Origin of the sequence: Streptomyces sp. NPDC006997 (genome assembly GCF_040635175.1) — a bacterium.
In the GTDB taxonomy this organism is placed as follows: Bacteria; Actinomycetota; Actinomycetes; order Streptomycetales; family Streptomycetaceae; genus Streptomyces.
In genome coordinates this window covers 133,735-151,563 of the sequence record NZ_JBEYHH010000009.1, presented here as the reverse complement: position 1 = coordinate 151,563, position 17,829 = coordinate 133,735, and the positions used below count along the sequence as shown (strand labels likewise).

Annotated in this window: 13 protein-coding genes; 10 read left to right on the top strand and 3 right to left on the bottom strand. The window is 73.1% G+C overall.

Translation table 11 applies throughout. The features are described 5' to 3' along the window. Positions 1-91 precede the first annotated feature (91 nt). From lepA to hemW, 4 genes are all read left to right on the top strand, one after another. Positions 92-1,960, top strand: a complete 1,869-nt coding sequence (gene lepA, locus ABZ659_RS11660) for a translation elongation factor 4 (protein WP_360216706.1) — start codon at positions 92-94, stop codon at positions 1,958-1,960. A 272-nt stretch (positions 1,961-2,232) separates the two neighbouring features. Continuing rightward, a complete protein-coding gene (locus ABZ659_RS11655) occupies positions 2,233-4,107 on the top strand; it encodes an AMP-dependent synthetase/ligase (protein WP_360216703.1) in 1,875 nt (624 codons plus the stop codon). A gap of 256 nt (positions 4,108-4,363) precedes the next feature. Further along, on the top strand, positions 4,364-6,226 hold the full coding sequence (locus tag ABZ659_RS11650) for an ATP-binding SpoIIE family protein phosphatase (protein WP_360216700.1): 1,863 nt from the start codon (positions 4,364-4,366) through the stop codon (positions 6,224-6,226). 31 nt (positions 6,227-6,257) lie between these two features. Continuing rightward, positions 6,258-7,490 carry a radical SAM family heme chaperone HemW gene (gene hemW / locus ABZ659_RS11645; protein WP_360216697.1) on the top strand — a complete coding sequence of 411 codons (1,233 nt, stop codon included), beginning with the start codon at positions 6,258-6,260 and terminating at the stop codon, positions 7,488-7,490. 126 nt (positions 7,491-7,616) lie between these two features. On the opposite strand, the gene ABZ659_RS11640 is transcribed toward hemW, so the two are convergent. Continuing rightward, a complete protein-coding gene (locus ABZ659_RS11640) occupies positions 7,617-8,420 on the bottom strand; it encodes a DUF3097 domain-containing protein (protein ID WP_360216694.1) in 804 nt (267 codons plus the stop codon). Positions 8,421-8,452: 32 nt separating this feature from the next. Next, the gene (locus tag ABZ659_RS11635) at positions 8,453-9,184 is read right to left on the bottom strand and encodes an MBL fold metallo-hydrolase (RefSeq protein WP_360216691.1); all 732 of its coding nucleotides are present in this window, start codon (positions 9,182-9,184) and stop codon (positions 8,453-8,455) included. A 162-nt stretch (positions 9,185-9,346) separates the two neighbouring features. Here ABZ659_RS11635 and hrcA point away from each other — a divergent pair, with 162 nt between their 5' ends. The 4 genes from hrcA (at position 9,347) to ABZ659_RS11615 (ending at position 13,459) form a co-directional block, all read left to right on the top strand. Beyond that, positions 9,347-10,363: a heat-inducible transcriptional repressor HrcA gene (gene hrcA, locus ABZ659_RS11630; protein WP_360216688.1), complete on the top strand. Its 1,017-nt coding sequence runs from the start codon at positions 9,347-9,349 to the stop codon at positions 10,361-10,363. Beyond that, a complete protein-coding gene (gene dnaJ, locus ABZ659_RS11625) occupies positions 10,364-11,500 on the top strand; it encodes a molecular chaperone DnaJ (RefSeq protein ID WP_360216686.1) in 1,137 nt (378 codons plus the stop codon). Positions 11,501-11,600: 100 nt separating this feature from the next. Next, positions 11,601-12,719 carry a nitronate monooxygenase gene (locus ABZ659_RS11620; RefSeq protein WP_360216683.1) on the top strand — a complete coding sequence of 373 codons (1,119 nt, stop codon included), beginning with the start codon at positions 11,601-11,603 and terminating at the stop codon, positions 12,717-12,719. Next, positions 12,719-13,459: a 16S rRNA (uracil(1498)-N(3))-methyltransferase gene (locus ABZ659_RS11615; RefSeq protein WP_360216680.1), complete on the top strand. Its 741-nt coding sequence runs from the start codon at positions 12,719-12,721 to the stop codon at positions 13,457-13,459. The genes ABZ659_RS11620 and ABZ659_RS11615 overlap by 1 nt, the downstream gene beginning before the upstream one ends. Positions 13,460-13,468: 9 nt before the next feature. Here ABZ659_RS11615 and ABZ659_RS11610 read toward each other — a convergent pair whose 3' ends face one another. Next, positions 13,469-13,843: a hypothetical protein gene (locus tag ABZ659_RS11610; RefSeq protein ID WP_360216677.1), complete on the bottom strand. Its 375-nt coding sequence runs from the start codon at positions 13,841-13,843 to the stop codon at positions 13,469-13,471. Between the two features lie 127 nt (positions 13,844-13,970). Between ABZ659_RS11610 and ABZ659_RS11605 the strand changes: the two genes are divergently transcribed. Together ABZ659_RS11605 and ABZ659_RS11600 are read left to right on the top strand one after the other, a co-directional pair. Continuing rightward, the gene (locus ABZ659_RS11605) at positions 13,971-14,459 is read left to right on the top strand and encodes a hypothetical protein (protein ID WP_360216905.1); all 489 of its coding nucleotides are present in this window, start codon (positions 13,971-13,973) and stop codon (positions 14,457-14,459) included. 91 nt (positions 14,460-14,550) lie between these two features. Continuing rightward, positions 14,551-17,766, top strand: a complete 3,216-nt coding sequence (locus tag ABZ659_RS11600) for a S41 family peptidase (protein ID WP_360216674.1) — start codon at positions 14,551-14,553, stop codon at positions 17,764-17,766. Positions 17,767-17,829 lie beyond the last annotated feature (63 nt).

Here is a 17,829-nt window from a genome sequence, read left to right as displayed (position 1 = left end):
AAACCCGCTCCCGGTCGCCGCCCGTGGGACCATGGAGGCTACGTATCGATCCGACCCGAGGCATAAGGCGCCTCAAGAGACAGGACCCTGCGTGCCCGCGACCCCTAACAATGTGCCCGAGCCGAGCCGTACCGACCCGGCTCTGATCCGCAACTTCTGCATCATCGCGCACATCGACCACGGCAAGTCCACGCTAGCCGACCGGATGCTCCAGCTGACCGGGGTGGTCGAGCAGCGGCAGATGCGCGCTCAGTACCTCGACCGTATGGACATCGAGCGCGAGCGCGGCATCACGATCAAGTCCCAGGCGGTGCGGCTGCCGTGGGCTCCCACCCACGACAAGAGCGACACGCACATCCTCAACATGATCGACACCCCGGGGCACGTCGACTTCACGTACGAGGTCTCGCGGTCGCTCGCCGCCTGCGAGGGGACCATCCTCCTCGTCGACGCCGCCCAGGGCATCGAGGCCCAGACCCTCGCCAACCTCTACCTGGCGATGGAGAACGACCTCACGATCATCCCCGTACTCAACAAGATCGACCTGCCGGCCGCGCAGCCGGAGAAGTTCGCCGAGGAGCTGGCGAACCTGGTCGGGTGTGAGCCGGACGACGTGCTGAAGGTCTCCGCCAAGACCGGGCTCGGGGTCGAGGCGCTGCTGGACAAGGTCGTCGCCGAGATCCCCGCGCCGGTCGGCGTCAAGGACGCCCCCGCCCGCGCCATGATCTTCGACTCGGTCTACGACTCCTACCGCGGTGTCGTGACGTACGTCCGTGTCATCGACGGCCAGCTCAACCGGCGTGAGCGCATCCGGATGATGTCCACCAACGCCACGCACGAGCTGCTGGAGATCGGGACGAACTCACCCGAGATGCTCCCGGCCGACGGGCTCGGCGTCGGTGAGGTGGGCTATCTGATCACCGGGGTGAAGGACGTCCGCCAGTCGAAGGTGGGTGACACCGTCACCAGCCAGCACAAGGGCGCCACGGAAGCGCTCGGCGGTTACAAGGACCCGAAGCCGATGGTGTTCTCCGGTCTGTATCCGCTGGACGGCTCCGACTACCCCGAGCTGCGCGAGGCCCTCGACAAGCTCCAGCTCAACGACGCCGCCCTGGTCTACGAGCCGGAGACCTCCGCGGCCCTCGGCTTCGGCTTCCGCGTCGGCTTCCTGGGCCTGCTCCACCTCGACGTGATCCGCGAGCGCCTGGAGCGCGAGTTCGGGCTCGACCTGATCGCCACCGCGCCGAACGTGGTCTACCGCGTGATCATGGAGGACGGCGAGGAGCACACGGTCACCAACCCCAGCGAGTTCCCCGAGGGGAAGATCGCCGAGGTCTTCGAGCCGGTCGTACGGTCGACGATCCTCGCGCCCACCGAGTTCATCGGCGCGATCATGGAGCTGTGCCAGACCCGGCGCGGCACGCTGCTCGGCATGGACTACCTCTCCGAGGACCGCGTCGAGATCCGCTACACGCTCCCGCTCGCCGAGATCGTCTTCGACTTCTTCGACCAGCTGAAGTCCAAGACCCGCGGCTACGCCTCCCTGGACTACGAGCCCACGGGCGAGCAGTCCAGCTCGCTCGTCAAGGTCGACATCCTGCTGCACGGCGACAAGGTGGACGCCTTCTCGGCGATCACCCACAAGGACCAGGCGTACGCGTACGGCGTACGGCTCGTCGCCAAGCTGAAGGAGCTGATCCCGCGGCAGAACTTCGAGGTGCCGGTACAGGCGGCCATCGGCTCCCGGGTGATCGCCCGCGAGACCATCCGCGCCATCCGCAAGGACGTCCTCGCCAAGTGCTACGGCGGTGACATCTCCCGCAAGCGGAAGCTGCTGGAGAAGCAGAAGGAAGGCAAGAAGCGCATGAAGATGGTGGGTTCCGTGGAGGTTCCGCAGGAGGCCTTCATCGCGGTGCTCTCCAGCGACGACAGCGCGGGGTCGGGCAAGGCCAAGAAGTAACCGGGCCAACCAGGCGCAGCAGGGGCCCGTCGTACGCGAGTGCGGCGGGCCCCTGGTCACGTCCACGGCCACAGCCCGGAGGAAGTCACAGGGCGCGGGCCCTTACGTCACGGCCGGTCGGGCTTTACTCTGATCTCCACTCACAGGTTACTCGCGAGTTAAACAAGTGCCCTGAGAGTGCTACGAGCCCCCTGTCTACGAGCCCCTGTCCACGAGCCCACAGATTACGAGCCCCTGATCCAGCCGCACCGTCGCGGGCCCCGGAGGATGTCGTGAGCGACACACAGACCCTGATCGAGAACCGTCCGCCGTCCGTGGCTGGCCTCTTCCTGGAGCGGGTGGCGGCCACCCCGGACGCCGAGGCCTACCGCTACCCGGTGCCCGCGGCCTCCGGCGAGGGTCCCGACGACTGGAAGTCGCTGACCTGGGCGCAGGCCGCGGAACGGGTGTTCAACATCGCCGCCGGACTGATCGAGCTGGGCGTCGAGCCGGAGCAGCGGGTCGCGCTCGCCTCCAGCACCCGTCTGGAGTGGATCCTCAACGACCTCGGCATCATGTGCGCGGGCGCCGCGACGACGACCGTCTACCCGCAGACCAACGCGGACGAGTCGGCGTACATCCTCTCCGACTCCGAGAGCCGGGTGCTGATCGCGGAGAACGCCGAGCAGCTCGCCAAGGCCGTCGAGAAGCGCGCCGAGCTGCCCGAGCTGACGCACGTCGTGGTCGTCGACGGCGACGGCGTGGAGAGCGGTGACTGGATCCTGACCCTCGCCGAGCTGGAGAGCCGGGGCGCCGCCCGGCTGGAGAAGGACCCCGAGCTGGTCAGGGAGCGGGTCGGCGCGATCACCAAGGACCAGCTCGCCACCCTCATCTACACCTCCGGCACCACCGGCCGGCCCAAGGGCGTACGCCTCCCGCACGACAACTGGTCGTACATGGCGAAGGCGATCGCCGCGACCGGCATGGTCGGGGCGGACGACGTGCAGTACCTGTGGCTGCCGCTCGCGCACGTCTTCGGCAAGGTGCTCACCTCCGGCCAGATCGAGGTCGGCCACGTCACCGCCGTCGACGGCCGGGTGGACAAGATCATCGAGAACCTGCCGGTGGTGCGGCCGACGTACATGGCGGCCGTCCCGCGCATCTTCGAGAAGGTCTACAACGGCGTCGCGGCGAAGGCCCGCGCGGGCGGCGGCGCCAAGTACAAGATCTTCCAGTGGGCCGCCGAGGTCGCCCGGGAGTACGCCAGGACCAGCCAGGACAACTTCCGCCGCACCGGCAGCGCGAGCGTCCCCTTCGGGCTGCGCACCAAGCACGGCGTCGCCGACAAGCTCGTCTACGCCAAGATCCGCGAGGCCTTCGGCGGCAACCTGCGCGCCTGCATCTCCGGCTCCGCCGCCCTCGCGCCCGACATCGGCTTCTTCTTCGCCGGTGCCGGCATCCACATCCTGGAGGGCTACGGCCTCACCGAGTCCTCCGCCGCGTCCTTCGTCAACCCCGGCGAGGCCTACCGCACCGGCACCGTCGGCAAGCCGCTGCCCGGCACGGAGGTCCGCATCGCCGACGACGGCGAGATCCTGATGCGCGGCCCCGGCATCATGCAGGGCTACCACAAGCTGCCCGAGAAGACCGCCGAGGTGCTGGAGCCGGACGGCTGGTTCCACACCGGCGACATCGGCGAGCTGTCCCCCGACGGCTACCTGCGCATCACCGACCGCAAGAAGGACCTCATCAAGACCTCCGGCGGCAAGTACATCGCCCCGGCGGAGGCCGAGGGGCAGTTCAAGGCGGTCTGCCCGTACGTCTCCAACATCCTCGTGCACGGCGCCGACCGGAACTACTGCACCGCGCTCATCGCGCTCGACGAGCCGTCGATCCTGCAGTGGGCGGCGGAGAACGGCCTGGAGGGCAAGTCGTACGCGGAGGTCGTCGCCGCGCCCGCCACGGTCGAGCTGATCGACGGGTACGTGCGGGAGCTGAACCAGGGGCTCCAGCGGTGGCAGACCATCAAGAAGTTCCGGCTGCTGCCGCGGGACCTCGACGTGGAGCACGGCGAGCTGACACCGAGCCTGAAGCTGAAGCGGCCGGTGGTGGAGCGGGAGTACGGGCACCTGATCGAGGAGATGTACGCGGGGTCGCGCGAGGCGTAGGGGGGAGGGAGTGGTGGCGGGGGCCGCGGGCGGCCGCGAACCGCCCGGGGCCCCGGACCAGCCAGGGCCCCGCGCCCCTTTGCGTCGCTCCCCCTACCGCTTTCGATCAGAATCGGCCAGCTTCGGATAGGCGTACTACAGCTATCTCACCCCCGGCGGCCCACTTCGGTAACTCGGTGCGTACGGGTGCCGTCTTTCTGTCACCCTGTCGGCACTGACCGAGGTCTGTCCGTCCGAGCCGTCCGGGGAGCCGTCCATGGGGGCCATTCCCACGCAACGGGAGACCGTCTCCCCGGCCTCCGAGGAGCCCGCGGACGCGGCCACCGCGGCGCACCTGCGCGCCACCCTGTCCGGGAGTCCCCTCGCGCCCGGCACCGCCCGCGGCCTGGTCCGCGCGGCGCTGGGCGAGTGGACCGACCGCGGTCTGCCCGGCACCGAGAGGATCAGCGGCCGTCTCGCCCACGACGCCATGGTGGCCGTCAGCGAACTGGTCACCAACGCCGTCGTGCACGCCGGGACCGACGTCGTGCTGGCCTGCCGTCTGGACCCCGGCACCGGCGCGCTGGTCGTGGAGGTCACCGACCGGCACCCCGCACGCCCGCCGCGCGGGGCGCCGCGACAGGGGCGCGGGCTGCGCCTGGTCGCCGCCCTCGCGGATGCCTGGGGCGTCAGCTACCAGCGCGGCGCCAAGACGGTGTGGGCGCGGCTCCCGGCCGAGGAGCCGGACCGGATCGCCGGGACCGCCGACCTCGGCCTGCACGTCGCCGAGCTGCTCGCCCCCGGGCCCCGCCCCTCCGGCGCCGACCGGGACTGGCTGGGCCGGGGCGCCCTGTCCTTCCTCGCCGAGGCCTCCGACCTGCTCGCCGGACAGCTCGACGAGAACCTGGTCGCCGCGCTCACCGGCCAGCTGATCGTGCCCCGGCTGGCCGACTGGTGCGCGGTCTGGCTGGAGGACGAGGCGATGGGCCGCGTCGGCGGCTGGGGCGCCGACGGGGCCGGCGGGCTGTCCGGCGCCCGGCTCGCGCGCGTCTGGCACCGCCGCGAGGACTGCCTGGAGGACCTCCGCCAGATCCTGGAGAAGGACCCGCCGCGGCCGCCCGACGCCCTGCGCTCCGGCCCCGTCCCCTACCCGTGGCCCGGCACCGCGCTCGGCCCGCGCGGAACGCACGGCGCCGCCCTCGCCTACCGCCTCGTCGCGGGCGGACGCCCGCTGGGCACCCTCGTCATCGGCCGGGCCGGACTGCCCCGCTTCCCCGACGAGATCACCGGCCTCGTCGAGGACCTCGGCCGCCGGGTCGCGCTCGCCATCGGCGCCGCCCGCCAGTACGCCCGGCAGGCCACCATCAGCGCCGTGCTCCAGCGCGGACTGCTGCCCGGCGCGGTCGCCGAGATCCCCGGCGTGCGCAGCGCCCTCGTCCACGAACCCTGCGACCAGGGCGGACCCAGCGGCGACTTCTACGATCTGTTCCCCGCCGGGAACGGCCGCTGGTGCTTCGCCATCGGCGACGTCCAGGGCAAGGGGCCCGAGGCCGCCGTCGTCATCGGGCTCGCCCGGCCCTGGCTGCGGCTGCTGGCCCGCGAGGGCTACCGCGTCGCCGACGTCCTGGACCGGCTCAACCAGCTCCTCCTCGACGACGCCACCGAGGCCGCCGACGCCGCCGCCCGCGCCCTGGTCGGCCCGGTCCCGCCCGGCGAGGGCCCGCAGACCCGCTTCCTCTCCCTGCTCTACGGCGATCTCGTGCCCCGCGACGGCGGCGGCGTCCGCCTCACCCTCGCCTCCGCGGGCCACCCGCTGCCGCTGGTCCTCCGTCCCGACGGCACCGTGCGCACCGCGGCCCGCCCGCAGACCCTGCTCGGCGTCGTCGAGGACGAGACGTACACCAGCGAGACGGTCGACCTGGCCCCCGGCGACAGCCTGCTCTGCGTCACCGACGGGGTCACCGAGCGGCGCAGCGGCTCCCGCCAGTTCGACGACGAGGACGGCCTCGCGACCGCGCTCGCCGGATGCGCCGGGCTCGGCGCCGACCTGATCGCGGAACGCATCCGGCGCCTGGTCCACGACTTCGGCGGACGGCCGCCGGAGGACGACCTCGCGCTGCTGGTCCTCCAGGCGGAGTAGGCCCCGGCGCCGATGCCGGACAATGGAGTACATGCCTTCCGCACTCCCCGACGGCGAACCCGTCCCCGCCGACGGCGCGCTGCCCGCGTCCGCGCTCGCCCGGGCGGCGACCCGCCCCCTCGGGTTCTACCTGCACGTCCCGTACTGCGCGACCCGCTGCGGCTACTGCGACTTCAACACCTACACCGCGACCGAGCTGCGCTCCACCGGCGGCGTCCTCGCCTCCCGCGACAACTACGCCGACACCCTCACCGACGAGGTCCGCCTCGCCCGCAAGGTTCTCGGCGACGACCCGCGCGAGGTCCGCACGGTGTTCGTGGGGGGCGGTACGCCGACGCTGCTGGCCGCCGAGGACCTCGTACGGATGCTGCGGGCGATCCGCGACGAGTTCGGGCTCGCGGCGGACGCCGAGGTCACGACGGAGGCCAACCCGGAGTCGGTGGACCCGGCGTACCTCGCGGCCCTCCGCGAGGGCGGCTTCAACCGGATCTCCTTCGGGATGCAGAGCGCCCGTCAGCACGTCCTGAAGGTCCTCGACCGCACCCACACCCCCGGCCGCCCCGAGGCGTGCGTCGCGGAGGCCCGCGCGGCGGGCTTCGACCACGTCAACCTGGACCTGATCTACGGCACCCCGGGCGAGTCCGACGACGACTGGCGGGCGTCCCTGGACGCGGCGCTCGGCGCCGGACCCGACCACGTCTCGGCGTACGCGCTGATCGTCGAGGAGGGCACGCAGCTCGCCCGCCGCATCCGCCGCGGCGAGGTCCCGACGACCGACGACGACGTGCACGCGGACCGGTACCTGATCGCGGACGAGGTGCTGTCGGGGGCGGGCCTCGACTGGTACGAGGTCTCCAACTGGGCGGCCTCCGAGGCCGCCCGCTGCCTGCACAACGAGCTGTACTGGCGCGGCGCCGACTGGTGGGGCGCGGGCCCCGGCGCCCACTCCCACGTCGGCGGCGTGCGCTGGTGGAACGTGAAGCACCCGGGGGCGTACGCGGCGGCGCTGGCGGACGGCCGGTCACCGGGCGCGGGTCGCGAACTCCTGTCGGACGAGGACCGCCGCGTCGAGCGCGTCCTGCTGGAGCTGCGGCTCAGGGAGGGCGTACCGCTGTCGCTGCTGCGGGAGGCGGGCCTCGCGGCGGCGGGGCGCGCGCTGGCGGAGGGGCTGCTCCAGCGGGACCCCTACGACGAGGGGCGGGCCGTGCTGACGCTGCGCGGACGGCTCCTCGCGGACGCGGTGGTGCGGGACCTGGTGGACTGAGGGGTCACCCCCGCTTCGGCGGGGAGCAGGAGCTGCTCGGCCGTGTGGACGAGCTGATCGACGGACCACCTCCGCAGCGGCGGAGAGCAGCCCACCAGGCCCGGTCTGTCAACGGTCGGACGGCGTTCAGGACACGGTCACGTGATCGATTAGTCGTTCCACGCTGCCCAACAGCTCCGGCTCCAGGTCCTTGTAGGACGTCACCCGCTTCAGGATCTCCTGCCACACCGCGCCGGTGTTGTCCGACGGCCACCCCAGCGCCCGGCACACCCCCGTCTTCCAGTCCTGGCCGCGCGGGACCCGTGGCCAGGAGCCGATGCCCAGGGACGACGGCTTCACCGCCTCCCAGACGTCGATGTACGGGTGGCCGACGACGAGGGCGTGTCCGCTGGTGACCGACTGTGCGATGCGCCACTCCTTCGAGCCGGGGACGAGGTGGTCGACCAGGACGCCCAGGCGGGCGTCCGGGCCCGGGGCGAAGTCGGCGACGATCGACGGCAGGTCGTCGACGCCCTCCAGGTACTCCACGACGACGCCCTCCACGCGCAGGTCGTCGCCCCAGACCTTCTCCACCAGCTCGGCGTCATGGCGGCCCTCGACGTAGATGCGCCCGGCGCGGGCGACGCGCGCGCGGGCGCCGGGGACGGCGACCGAGCCGGAGGCGGTGCGGGTGGGGCGTACCGGACCCCTGGCCGGTCGCACCAGGGTCACCGGCTCGCCCTCCAGCAGGAACCCGCGCGGCTCCAGCGGGAACACCCGGTGCTTGCCGAAGCGGTCCTCCAGGGTGACCGTGCCCGCCTCGCAGCGGATCACGGCGCCGCAGAAGCCGGTGCCCTGTTCCTCCACCACCAGACCGGGGTCCGCCGGGACCTCGGGGGCGGGCCGGGGCTTCTTCCAGGGCGGGGTCAGGTCGGCGGAGTACTGGCGCATTCGGATGACGATATGGACACCCCCGCGCGCCCTCAGCGCGACACGCCGAAACGCGCCGCCAGCGCGTCCCGCTGGGCCCGCACGAACGCCGCGTCCACCGCCGCCCCGTGACCGGGCACGTACACCGCGCCCCCGCCGCCCAGGGACAGCAGCCGGTCCAGTGCCTCCGGCCACCGCGCCGGTACGGCGTCGGGCCCCGCCTGCGGCTCCCCGGACTCCTCGACCAGGTCCCCGCAGAACACCACCTCCGGGTCGCCCGGCACCAGCACGGCGAGGTCGTACGCCGTGTGCCCCGGACCCACGTTGGCCAGCAGCACCTGCCGCCCGCTGCCCAGGTCGAGCGTCCACTCGCCGGAGACGTGGTGCCGGGGCGCGGTCAGCGTCTCGGCGGCCTCCGCGGCCAGGTCCTCGGCGAGACCGTGCCGTACGGCGTCCGCGCGCAGCTCCTCACGGCCGTGCCGGGAGCCGAGCACCGCGTCCACGCCGACCGCGCCGTACACCTCGGCGCCCGCGAACGCCGCCGCGCCGAAGACGTGGTCGAAGTGCGGATGGGTGAGAGCGAGATGGGTCACACGGTCCCCGGCGAGCGACTGCGCCCGCGTACGCGACCGGGCGCCCTCCGCGAGGCTCGACCCCGCGTCGACCACCAGGGCCGCGCCCGCCCCGACCACCAGCCCCACCGTGCAGTCCCAGCCCGGCAACCGGCACCGCCCGACCCCCGGCGCCAGCCGTTCCCACCCCAGCTCTTCCCAAGTCACCGTCATACCCGCGACGCTAGTCGCGACGCCCGTTCACCGACGCCGTCACGGGACCGGCCTTGCCGGGGGCGTACCCGACCGCCGTACACTGGGCCGGGTAAGGCTGGCACTCGCGAGCGCCGAGTGCCAGGGGGAGCGCCGAGGGGAAGACCGCTGGAGGTGTGCGCGATGCTCAGTGAACGAAGGCTGCAGGTGCTGCGCGCCATCGTCCAGGACTACGTCGGCACCGAGGAGCCCGTCGGTTCCAAGGCCCTCACCGAGCGGCACGGCCTCGGGGTCTCCCCGGCCACCGTCCGCAACGACATGGCCGCCCTGGAGGACGAGGGGTACATCGCCCAGCCGCACACCAGCGCCGGGCGGATCCCCACCGACAAGGGCTACCGGCTCTTCGTGGACAAGCTCGCCGAGGTGAAGCCGCTGACCGCGCCCGAGCGGCGCGCGATCCAGAACTTCCTCGACGGCGCCGTCGACCTCGACGACGTCGTGGCGCGCACGGTGCGGCTGCTGGCGCAGCTGACCCGGCAGGTCGCGGTCGTGCAGTACCCGTCGCTGACCCGTTCCACGGTGCGGCACGTGGAGCTGCTGGCGCTGGCCCCGGCGCGGCTGATGCTGGTGCTGATCACGGACACCGGGCGGGTCGAGCAGCGGATGGTCGACTGCCCGGCGCCGTTCGGCGAGACGTCGCTGGCGGACCTGCGGGCGCGGCTGAACAGCCGGGTCGCGGGCCGCCGCTTCACCGACGTGCCCACCCTCGTCGAGGACCTGCCGGAGGCCTTCGACCTGGAGGACCGCGGCACGGTCTCGACGGTGCTCTCCACCCTGCTGGAGACCCTCGTCGAGGAGAACGAGGAGCGGCTGATGATCGGCGGCACCGCCAATCTCACCCGCTTCGGACACGACTTCCCCCTCGTGATCCGGCCCGTCCTGGAGGCCCTGGAGGAGCAGGTGGTGCTCCTCAAGCTCCTGGGTGAGGCGAAGGATCCGGGCATGACCGTCCGTATCGGTCACGAGAACGCCCACGAGGGGCTCAACTCCACGTCGGTGGTGTCGGTCGGCTACGGTTCGGGCGGCAGGGCAGTAGCCAAACTCGGCGTGGTCGGACCGACGCGCATGGATTACCCGGGAACGATGGGAGCGGTACGAGCGGTGGCACGGTACGTCGGACAGATCCTGGCGGAGTCGTAGGTGGCCACGGACTACTACGCCGTTCTCGGCGTGCGTCGCGACGCGTCGCAGGAAGAGATCAAGAAGGCCTTCCGGCGGCTCGCACGCGAGCTGCACCCGGACGTCAACCCCGATCCGAAGACCCAGGAGCGGTTCAAGGAGATCAACGCCGCTTACGAGGTGCTGTCGGACCCGCAGAAGAAGCAGGTCTACGACCTCGGCGGCGACCCGCTGTCCCAGGCGGGCGGCGCGGGCGCGGGCGGCTTCGGCGCGGGCGGCTTCGGGAACTTCTCGGACATCATGGACGCGTTCTTCGGTACGGCGTCGCAGCGCGGACCGCGCTCGCGCACCCGCCGCGGCCAGGACGCGATGATCCGGATCGAGGTGGAGCTGGACGAGGCGGCCTTCGGCACGACCAAGGACATCCAGGTCGACACGGCCGTCGTCTGCTCCACCTGCAACGGTGAGGGCGCCGCGCCGGGCACCACCGCGCAGACCTGTGACATGTGCCGCGGCCGCGGTGAGGTCTCCCAGGTCACCCGGTCCTTCCTGGGCCAGGTCATGACCTCGCGGCCGTGCCCGCAGTGCCAGGGCTTCGGCACCGTCGTGCCGACCCCGTGCCCGGAGTGCGCCGGTGACGGCCGGATCCGCTCCCGGCGGACGCTGACCGTGAAGATCCCGGCCGGTGTCGACAACGGCACCCGCATCCAGCTCGCCGGCGAGGGCGAGGTCGGCCCCGGCGGCGGTCCCGCCGGTGACCTGTACGTCGAGATCCACGAGCTGCCGCACCCCATGTTCCAGCGGCGCGGCGACGACCTGCACTGCACGGTCACCCTCCCGATGACGGCGGCGGCCCTCGGCACGAAGGTGCCGCTGGAGACGCTCGACGGCATGGAGGAGGTCGACATCCGCCCCGGCACCCAGTCCGGGCAGTCGATCCCGCTGCACGGGCGCGGGGTGACGCACCTGCGCGGCGGCGGGCGCGGCGACCTCATCGTGCACGTCGAGGTGCAGACGCCGTCCAAGCTCGACGTCGAGCAGGAGCGGCTGCTGCGCGAGCTGGCCAAGCTGCGCGGCGAGGAGCGTCCGCAGGGGCAGTTCCAGCCCGGCCAGCAGGGCCTGTTCTCCCGGCTGAAGGACGCCTTCAACGGGCGCTGAGGGTCACCTCGGCCGTCGCTGACATGCGGAGTCCTCCGTAGGCATATGTCTACGGAAGACTCGATTCGGACTGGCGCGGAGGACGTGACAACATGCCGTCATGTCCTCCGCACTGACCGATCTCCTCGCCCGTCCGATCGTGCAGGCCCCCATGGCGGGCGGCGTCTCCGTGCCCCGCCTCGCCGCGGCCGTCTCCGAGGCGGGCGGCCTCGGCTTCCTCGCCGCCGGGTACAAGACCGCCGACGGGATGTACCAGGAGATCAAGCAGCTGCGGAGCCTCACCCCACGCCCCTTCGGCGTCAACCTCTTCCTGCCCCAGCCCGAGTATCCCGGTGCGGGCACCGGCCCCTCTGGAGCGGCTGACGCCGCGCCGCCCTACACCGCCGCCGTCGACGTGTACGCCCACCAGCTCGCCGGTGAGGCCGTCTGGTACGAGACCGAGCTGGGCGACGCCGACAGCGGCCGGGACGACGGCTACGAGCCCAAGCTCTCCGTCCTCCTGGACAACCCGGTGCCGGTGGTGTCGTTCCACTTCGGCGTACCCGCGCCCGACGTGCTGGCCTCCCTGCGCCGCGCCGGGACGTTCACCCTGGTCACCGCGACCACCGTCGACGAGGCCGTCGCCGTCGAGCAGGCCGGGGCGGACGCGGTGATCGTGCAGGGCGTCGAGGCAGGCGGCCACCAGGGCACCCACCGCGACCTCCCCGAGCGGGACGGCGCCGGGATCGGGCTGCTCTCCCTGCTCGCCCAGGTCCGGGAGGCGGTGAGCGTGCCCCTCGTCGCCGCCGGAGGCGTCATGCGCGGCAGCCAGATCGCCGCCGTCCTCGCGGCCGGGGCGAGCGCGGCGCAGCTCGGCACCGCGTTCCTCGCCACCGACGAGTCCGGCGCCCACGCCGTGCACAAGGAGGCGCTGACCAACCCGCTGTTCGTGCGCACCGAGCTGACCCGGGCGTTCTCCGGGCGGCCCGCACGGGGCCTGGTCAACCGGTTCATGCGGGAGCACGGGCCGTACGCGCCCGCCGCCTACCCCGAGGTGCACCACCTGACCTCGCCGCTGCGGAAGGCGGCGGCGAGGGCCGGGGACGCGCAGGGCATGGCGCTGTGGGCGGGGCAGGGCCACCGGATGGCCCGCGCGCTGCCCGCCGGACAGCTGGTGGAGGTCCTCGCCGCCGAACTCGACGCGGCGTGGACAGCGTTGTCGACGGGAGGGCGGGGCTGATGACCGCGCCGGTGTTCGTGGCCGACCAGCTCGACGCGGTCGGCGCCGAGTTCGTGCTCGACGGGGCCGAGGGCCGGCACGCCGTCTCCGTGAAGCGGCTGCGGCCCGGTGAGGCCGTCGTCCTCACCGACGGGCGCGGACGCTTCACCGAGGGCGTCGTCCGGGCCGCCGAGGGCAAGGACCGGCTGGTCGTGGGCGAGTTGACGCCGGTGCGGGAGGAGCCCGAGCAGCGGCCCCGGATCACCGTCGTGCAGGCGCTGCCCAAGGGCGACCGGGGCGAACTCGCCGTGGAGACCATGACCGAGGTCGGCGTCGACGCGATCGTGCCGTGGGCGGCGGCCCGCTGCATCACGCAGTGGAAGGGCGAGCGCGGCGCGAAGGCGCTCGGCAAGTGGCGGGCCACCGCCCGCGAGGCGGGCAAGCAGTCCCGCCGGGTCCGCTTCCCCGACGTCGCGGACGCGGCGACGGGCAAGCAGGTTGCCTCGCTTCTGGCCGACGCGGACTTCGCCGCCGTACTCCACGAGAGCGGCGACGCGCCGCTGGCCACCGCCGAACTGCCCACGGACGGTGACATCGTGCTCGTCGTCGGCCCCGAAGGAGGCGTGACACCGGACGAGTTGGCGCTGTTCACGGCCGCCGGGGCGCGGCCCTACCGGCTCGGGCGCAGCGTGCTGCGCACCTCGACGGCGGGCACGGCGGCGACCGCGCTGCTGCTGGGGCGCACCGGACGCTGGGCCTGAGGAACCCCCTCAGGCCAGCGCCTGTCGGCCCCGCACCACCGCCCGGAACAGCTCCCAGCCGTCCACCTCCACCGTCCCCGCGCCCGGCGCCGCCAGCAGTCCGCGCCGGTCCGCCTCGTCCACGAACGCGCGGACCACGCCCGGCTCGTGCAGGTTCAGCAGGTTGCCCCGGCCGTCGGTGACGGAGCCCGAGTACCAGTACCCCTCGGCGACGTAGCGGCCCTCCCCGGAGCCGAAGGCGATCCGGGTGACCGTCCGCGGGTCCCGGTACAGCGTGAGCGTCTCCCGGCAGCCGCCGTCCGGCGCGTGCGAGTGCCGTAACGTCCAGTCGTACGCCGTCCGCTCGTCGACGACGAGCCTCCTCAGCCTGTGGTCGTTCCCCATGACGGTCACGCTATGACGTCGAACGTCCGTTTCGCTCGGGATTTCGCGGTGTCCGTATGTCCTCTTCCGTGACCGGCGCGGCGGTGGCACGCTGCCTGTCATGGGGGTGTCGCGACGGATGGCAGGCATGGTGGGACTCGCGGTCGTCGCCGTGGGCGGACTGGTGGCCTGCGAGCCGGGCCAGCTCAGCTCGGCGGCGGTGGGGTTCACCACCGACGAGTTGATGACCCGGGAGCTGGAGCGGCGGGACACCGGCGTGCAGTGGCTCAACTGCACAGCCGGCTTCGGGAACGGCGGCAACACCACGCCGACCGCCAGCGAGGACAGCGTCGCCGACGTCGACTGCCAGGGCCGCACCGACAGCGGCAAGGAGATCACCGTCGACGGCAACGTGACCCGCGCGGTCAACGGCGCCTGCGTACGCGGTCAGCTCACCGTCAAGGTCGACGGCAAGGAGCGGTTCCGCGTCTCGGGTCTCGGTGACTGCGACGCCGCGCCGAGCACCCCGCCCGCCGGGAACCCCGGCGGCCAGCGGCCGGGGCCCACGGTCACCGTGACCGTCACCAAGACCGTGTACTGCCAGCAGGCGCCGCGCTGCTGGCCCGACGGCAAGTGACGGGGCGGCGAGTGATGGGGCGGCGAGTGACGGGGTGGCAAGTGATCCAAACCGCTGTTCGCGGGCAGCTCGCCTGCATAGGGTTGCTCGGGTGACTCAGTCCGCAGCGTCCGCCGCAACGGCGTACCTCCGCTTCCCGCATCCGCACGGCGAGTTGGTCGCGTTCACCGCCGAGGACGACGTCTGGCTCGCCCCCCTCGACGGCGGCCGTGCCTGGCGCGTGAGCGCCGACAACGTGCCCGTCAACCACCCGCGCGTCTCACCCGACGGCACCGCCGTCGCCTGGTCCTCCACCCGGGACGGCGCCCCCGAGGTGCACCTGGCGCCCGTCGACGGCGGCCCCGCCCGCCGCCTCACCCACTGGGGCAGCCTCAAGACCCAGGTCCGCGGCTGGACCCCCGACGGCGAGGTCCTCGCCCTCACCACCCACGGCCAGGCCAGCCTGCGCCGCACCTGGGCGCACGCCGTCCCCCTCGACGGCGGACCGGCGACCCGGCTGCCGTACGGGCCGGTCGGGGAGGTGGCGTACGGCCCGCACACCGTGCTGCTGTCGGCGCCGATGGGCCGCGAGGCCGCCTGGTGGAAGAGGTACCGGGGCGGCACGGCGGGCAAGCTGTGGATCGACCGGGACGGCGACGGCGAGTTCGTCCGGCTCCACGAGGACGTCAACGGGAACGTCGAGTACCCGTTCTGGGTGGGCGAGCGGATCGCCTTCCTCTCCGACCACGAGGGCACCGGCGCCCTGTACTCCTCCCTCGCCGACGGCTCCGACCTGCGGCGGCACACCCCCCTCGGAGGCTTCTACGCCCGGCACGCCGCGACCGACGGCACCCGTGTGACGTACTCCAGCGCCGGTGAGCTGTGGCTCCTCGACGACCTCGACGGCGCCGAGCCGCGCCGGCTCGACATCCGGCTCGGCGGGCAGCGCGCCGACCAGCAGCCCTACCCGGTCAACACCGCCCGCTGGTTCGGCTCCGCCTCCCCCGACCACACCGCACGGGGCAGCGCGATCGCCGTGCGCGGCTCCGTGCACTGGGTCACCCACCGCTCCGGACCGGCCCGCGCGCTCGCCGCCGAACCGGGCGTCCGGGCCCGGCTGCCGCGCACGTTCCGCGCCGACGGCGAGGAGTGGGTGGTGTGGGTGACGGACGCCGAGGGCGACGACGCCCTGGAGTTCGCGCCCGCCACCGGCGTCGCCCCGGGCGCCACCCCGCGCCGCCTCGCCGCTGGCCAGCTCGGCCGGGTGCTCGACCTGGCGATGGCGCCGGACGGCAGCCGGGCCGCGGTCGCCGCGCACGACGGGCGGGTCCTGCTCGTGGAGCGCGAGTCCGGCGAGATCCGCGAGATCGACCGCAGCGAGGACGGCGACGCCACCGGCCTGGTCTTCTCCCCGGACTCCACCTGGCTGGCCTGGTCGCACCCCGGCCCGCGCCCGCTCTGCCAGCTCAAGCTCGCCCACACCACCGACCTGTCCGTCACCGAGGCGACCCCGCTGCGCTTCCAGGACTACAGCCCCGCCTTCACCCCGGACGGCAAGCACCTCGCCTTCCTCTCCAACCGCTCCTTCGACCCGGTCTACGACGAGCACGTCTTCGACCTGGCGTTCGTCGTCGGCGACCGGCCGCACCTGATCACCCTCGCCGCGACCACGCCGTCCCCGTTCGGCCCGCAGCGGCACGGCCGCCCCTTCGAGAACGCCGACAAGGACGAGACCCCCGACGGCGAGGGCACCCCCGCCACCCGCATCGACCTCGAAGGGCTCGCCGACCGGATCGTGCCGTTCCCCGTGGAGGCGGGCCGCTACTCCAACCTGCGCGCCGCCAAGGACGGCGTGCTGTGGCTGCGGCACCCGGTGCGCGGCGTCCTCGGCGTCTCCCGCGCCACCCCGGACGACCCCGACCCCAAGAGCGAGCTGGAGCGCTACGACCTCGCCCAGCACCGCCTCGAACACCTCGCCGCCGACGCCGACCACTTCGAGGTCAGCGGCGACGGCAAACGCGTCCTGCTGTGGAGCGACGGCCGCCTCAAGGTCGTCCCCAGCGACCGGCGCGCCGCCCACGACGACGACGGCGACACCCACATCACCGTCGACCTCGGCCGGGTACGGCAGTTCGTCGACCCGGCCGCCGAGTGGCGGCAGATGTTCGAGGAGACCGGCCGCATCATGCGGGACCACTTCTGGCGGCCCGACATGAACGGCGTCGACTGGGCCGGGATCCTCGACCGCTACCGCCCCGTCCTGGACCGCCTCGCCACCCACGACGACCTCGTCGACCTGCTCTGGGAGACCCACGGCGAACTGGGCACCTCACACGCCTACGTCGTCCCGCGCGGCGGCTTCGGCGACGGCGCCCGGCAGGGTCTGCTCGGCGCCGACCTGTCCCGGGACGCCGACGGCGTCTGGCGCATCGACCGCATCCTGCCCTCCGAGACCTCCGATCCCGACGGCCGCTCGCCGCTCGCCGCGCCCGGCGTCGCGGTCCGCCCCGGGGACGCCGTCGTCGCCGTCGCCGGACGCCCCGTCGACCCGGTCACCGGCCCCGGACCGCTGCTCGTCGGCACCGCGGGCAAACCCGTCGAGCTGACCGTCTCCCCGTCCGGCGGCGGCGACGTACGGCACGCTGTCGTCGTCCCGCTCGCCGACGAGGAGCCGCTGCGCTACCACGCCTGGGTCGCCGACCGCCGCGCCTACGTCCACGAGAAGTCCGGTGGCCGCCTCGGCTACCTCCACGTGCCCGACATGATGCCTCCCGGCTGGGCGCAGATCCACCGCGACCTGCGCGTGGAGGTCGCCCGCGAGGGCCTCGTCGTCGACGTCCGGGAGAACCGCGGCGGGCACACCTCCCAGCTCGTCGTGGAGAAACTGGCCCGCCGGATCATCGGCTGGGCGGTGCCGCGCGGGATGCGGCCGTACAGCTACCCGGAGGACGCGCCGCGCGGGCCGGTCGTCGCCGTCGCCAACGAGTTCTCCGGCTCGGACGGCGACATCGTCAACGCCGCGGTCAAGGCGCTCGGCCTCGGACCCGTCGTCGGCACCCGCACCTGGGGCGGCGTCATCGGCATCGACAGCCGCTACCGGCTCGTCGACGGCACCCTGATCACCCAGCCCAAGTACGCGTTCTGGCTGGAGAACTACGCGTGGGACGTGGAGAACCACGGCGTGGACCCGGACGTCGAGGTCGTCCCCCGCCCGCAGGACCACGCGGCGGGCCGCGACCCGCAACTCGACGAGGCGGTCCGGATCGCGCTGGCCGCCCTGGAGGGCAACCCGGCGAAGAGCCCGCCCGCCCTGCCCGACCTCGGATAACCCACCCCACCGCTCGCTACGATGCCGGGGTCAACGGACCACCCGCGTCAGGAGGCACGACAC